Origin of the sequence: Nitrosomonas sp. Nm58, from assembly GCF_900107335.1 — a bacterium.
In the GTDB taxonomy this organism is placed as follows: Bacteria; Pseudomonadota; Gammaproteobacteria; order Burkholderiales; family Nitrosomonadaceae; genus Nitrosomonas.
The window spans coordinates 1-2,987 of record NZ_FNPQ01000097.1 but is presented as its reverse complement, the minus strand read 5'-3'; the positions used below and the strand labels follow the sequence as shown (position 1 = coordinate 2,987).

The 2,987-nt window shown below is 41.0% G+C and carries 3 protein-coding genes and 1 pseudogene; 1 reads left to right on the top strand and 3 read right to left on the bottom strand.

The features are described from left to right. Positions 1–231 (top strand): annotated as a pseudogene (locus BLW34_RS15095) (hypothetical protein); the annotation flags it as partial. Positions 232–332: 101 nt separating this feature from the next. Here the strand turns inward: BLW34_RS15095 and BLW34_RS15090 are convergent. From BLW34_RS15090 to BLW34_RS15080, 3 genes are all read right to left on the bottom strand, one after another. Further along, a complete protein-coding gene (locus tag BLW34_RS15090) occupies positions 333–671 on the bottom strand; it encodes a hypothetical protein (RefSeq protein WP_090581352.1) in 339 nt (112 codons plus the stop codon). Positions 672–838: 167 nt separating this feature from the next. Further along, a complete protein-coding gene (locus BLW34_RS15085) occupies positions 839–1,627 on the bottom strand; it encodes an HAD family hydrolase (RefSeq protein WP_090581349.1) in 789 nt (262 codons plus the stop codon). Further along, positions 1,614–2,642 (bottom strand): L-threonylcarbamoyladenylate synthase, encoded by a 1,029-nt coding sequence (locus BLW34_RS15080; protein ID WP_090581346.1) that lies wholly within the window; start codon positions 2,640–2,642, stop codon positions 1,614–1,616. The genes BLW34_RS15085 and BLW34_RS15080 overlap by 14 nt, the downstream gene beginning before the upstream one ends. Positions 2,643–2,987 lie beyond the last annotated feature (345 nt).

Below are 2,987 nucleotides of genomic sequence, written 5' to 3'. Positions count from 1 at the left end.
CACCGAATGGATCGTTGCTGGTTACAGGGAAAACTGGGCGATGCGCTCCATGCAGTACTGTGTGCAACGGGTTACAACCTACGCTGGTTGCTGCGAGCAATGGTTCGCCTGGGGCTGAAGACGGCTTTTTTACGCATTTTATTGCTTCAGCTGGTCAATTCTATCAGGAGCGAACTTCTGACTGTTGATGTGAATACTCGGCATGCTAAATCTATATTAGCAGCCGGGTGAATTTTGCAGGGCCGACTACGTAGATTCAAATTCGAAGCGCAACTTTTGATGGCTGATTAGTGTAGTTAATCGATACTCCGAAGAATACCTCACGAGGAGTTCTAAATCCAAGTACTTTGCGAGGTCAGATCTGTTGTCAGGGGCGACCAGTCGATAAGGATCAAGGGCATGGGCAGGGATTGCAATAGCCATCGGGTCATAGTGCCGTATATCTCCATGCGTTCGCTGTTGAGATGGTAATTGCCGGCTAAGCGATCCATACGCTTGATTTTGTGTTTGATATAGGCAGGTCCGGAAAGCGACCGCCCGAGCTGCGTAATCGATACAGACGCTCCTTTCAAACCAGCCTGAACAGCAGCCATCAGAGCTTGGAGACGGGTAGCATGAATGCCGGGAACTTTTTCTTTCAATAAGCTATGCAGCAGATCAATAATCGACATAAATTTATCCTTCCAGGTTATTATTTTAGAAAGAAATTTTATGTTCAGACCGGCTTGATCTTATTTTTATCTGAATTCCATCCAACAATACATTGTTTCTTAATGATATTTTGTGGGGATACCTCAGGTCCTGATCCTAAATTATCATTGTGATGAGTCTATAGAATTTACTGATCATTAGATTCTATTAAGGTAGCTAAAGCTGAGGCATCTATCCAGCTATTATTGAGGTTAGGAATAGTTCCTGAGACGATGGAGGGCAATCTACTTGGCTCTCCTAGATCGGTTAAAACCATTGCTGCACCATTGAAATTTTGTGAATATGTATATTCACTTACTGTGATGATAGTTTTAATACCCGCTGAACGAGAAGATTTTAATCCGTTTTCTGAATCCTCAATTGCGATACATTGTTGAGGTGGTAATCCAAGTTTTTCGAGTACCCAGTAATAAATATCTGGAGCAGGTTTTTTTTGAGGTACGATATCTCCCGCACCGATGGCATCAAACCAACTAAGAGATTCTTCGCCCAATGTAAATTTTAATAGAGAGGTTACATTTTCTGGTGTCGTGGTTGTGGCAATGGCTATTTTTATTTCTTTTTCGCGCAATTCATGAATTAATCGTGCAATACCGGGGCGCAAAGGGATGTTCCCTTTTGCTAATAAGTCAAGAAAATATTTGGTCTTGGTTTTATGTAACTCAGCGATCCAACTAGACAAATCATTCTTGTTTAATGCGCTGGGAACATATTTTTCCATGTAATATCGGATGCGCTCTTTGCCACCGGTAACTTGGAGTAATTTACCGTAAAGCTCGGTATCCCAATTCCAATCAAGTCCAAATTCTTTAAATGCAGCGTTAAAAGCAGGGCGATGGCCATCTCGTTCAGTGTCGGCAAGAGTGCCATCAACATCGAATAGTACAGCAGAAAGTGAAGTATTATTTTTTTTCATTATGAGTTGATGTAGTAAAGCTGGCGCGTTGTAGGCGATCAGAAATTGCTAACCAAGCTGAATCGTCAGGAGGAGCTTCTGCCAATAATCGAGAAAAACCTTTCTGATCTAGTTGACGAAGAGTAGCATACAGTTGTTGGCCATATTCGATGGGATCTGCGGGCATTAAGAAATGATGAATATTTTCATTTGAAGCTTGGGAAGAATGGTCGAAGCCAGACCATACGACAAGGGCAATCCATGCCCCCTTTTTACTCAATTCTTGTGCGCGCTGTTGAATTGATTCGGTAGACCAGACTTCGAGAGGTGTTACAGGGGCGTAATGAGAAGTTAGGGTACCCGGAGCGCGTAAAGTTATGTCTTGATTTTTTTTCAAGGCAATTTTTTGTTTTAGTATATCTTCAATCGATGCTATGGGAATACCGCCAGGCCGCAAAAGAATGACTGTTGAATCATAAAAGCTAATAATGGTGCTTTCCAGACCAACTTTGCAAGTCCCTCCATCTAGAATCATACTTACCTCTTGACCAAGTTCTTCATGCACATGATGTGCTGAAGTTGGACTTAATCGACCAAAGCGATTTGCTGAAGGCGCGGCAAGCGCCTTGTCAGGGCCTAGTGCTTTTAATAGCGCGAATGCTATGGGGTGATCAGGAATACGCAAACCAACAGTGTTTTGACCACCTGTTACACTAAGTGGTACGCGTGAGCTTCTGGGCAGAATTAAAGTAAGAGGTCCTGGCCAAAAATGCTCGGCTAATTGCCGAGCTGATTCGGGTACATCTGTTGCCCAGTAATCTAATCGATTCATTTCAGCGAAATGAACGATAAGAGGATGGTTAATAGGACGCCTTTTTATTTCATAAACACGATTTATCGCTGCAGGGTTGGTAATATCAGCCCCCAGTCCATAAACAGTCTCTGTGGGAAAAGCTACGTTTTTACCTGCCTTTAAAAGAGCAACAGCCGCAGTAATTTTATCATTAGGCGCATGTAGACCTATTTTATCATTCATAAAATTTCTTGCTAGAGTCAACTACAAAACTACAAGTTATATTGCCTAAATACCGAGTATGCTTGGTTTAGAAACATGATTTTAAATAAACTTGATGTGCTTAAGGCTAAATTAGAACTAATGATAAACATACCATATTCCAAACGATTTTACATAATTCTATCAAATTTAGATATTCACTTTGTGAAATAGTGCATAAGACTAAATTCCGATTGAGTAAATTCTAGATCTTGGAGGAGTAATCTATCGCTTACTCAACTTATTGAAGTAGTAATAGATTTTATTTTTTATGAAATCCCCTGCTACAAATATGGAAAAATTACTTGACTAAAGTGATTAAGGTGA